1 protein-coding gene is annotated in these 765 nt (G+C 47.3%); it reads left to right on the forward strand.

The window, feature by feature from the left end; genetic code table 11:
- The coding region (locus R7R24_RS26435) for a DUF4382 domain-containing protein (protein ID WP_318120079.1) at positions 1–765 on the forward strand (765 nt) is incomplete at both ends.

Consider the following 765-nt stretch of genomic DNA (forward strand, 5'->3'; position numbering starts at 1 on the left):
CAAGTTGATTTGATGGAATACCAAGGGAAAAATGCTAAAACCATCATTCGCGAACAACAAATTGCTCCGGGTGATTACGCCATATGCGTTTACGCGAAAGATGGCCGACAGTTGAATGATACATCTCTATCGTATGTCGAAAAAACTGATGGCTCAGTAAAAGGTCTTGTTGTTCCAAGTCGTGGTAGCTGCTTTGGCTTTAAGCCCGATACCAGCGATCAGGGTCGCTTGAAATTTTCCCCAAAAGGACAGTATGTAAAAGTTCAAACTGGGCACAATAGCTACGTTGTAGAGTTTGATTTGCGTAAAGGTCTGGCGGACCCAGTCGGCCAAGATCATATGAACATGAACTCGAATTCCGTAAGTTTGGTGAACGCATCAGATTCAGGCCATATCGCTGGCACGGTAAGTAACGTGCAATACCAAGCTTGCGAAGCAGACAGTGCTGCATGGAACGCGATTCATGATGTGCCTGCCGTTCACTCTGTTTACCTGTATGCGGGTTCCATGGATCGCTCAACCATGGGCGATATGGGCGCGACAGCTCCACTCAACGCGCCAGTTGCGGTAGCTAACGTGAATGAATCACAAGACGAAGAAGGCAATACAACCTACAGCTACGAGTTTGGTTACATTGGCCCGGGTACTTACAGCATTGGCTACACATGTACCGCGTATATTGATACGCCTGACGCTCATGAAACGTCAGAAGACGGTTTCTTGATTTACCAGCACTACACGCCAGTTGATGTTGTCGAGACAGAG

This window comes from Vibrio sp. 704 (assembly GCF_033339295.1).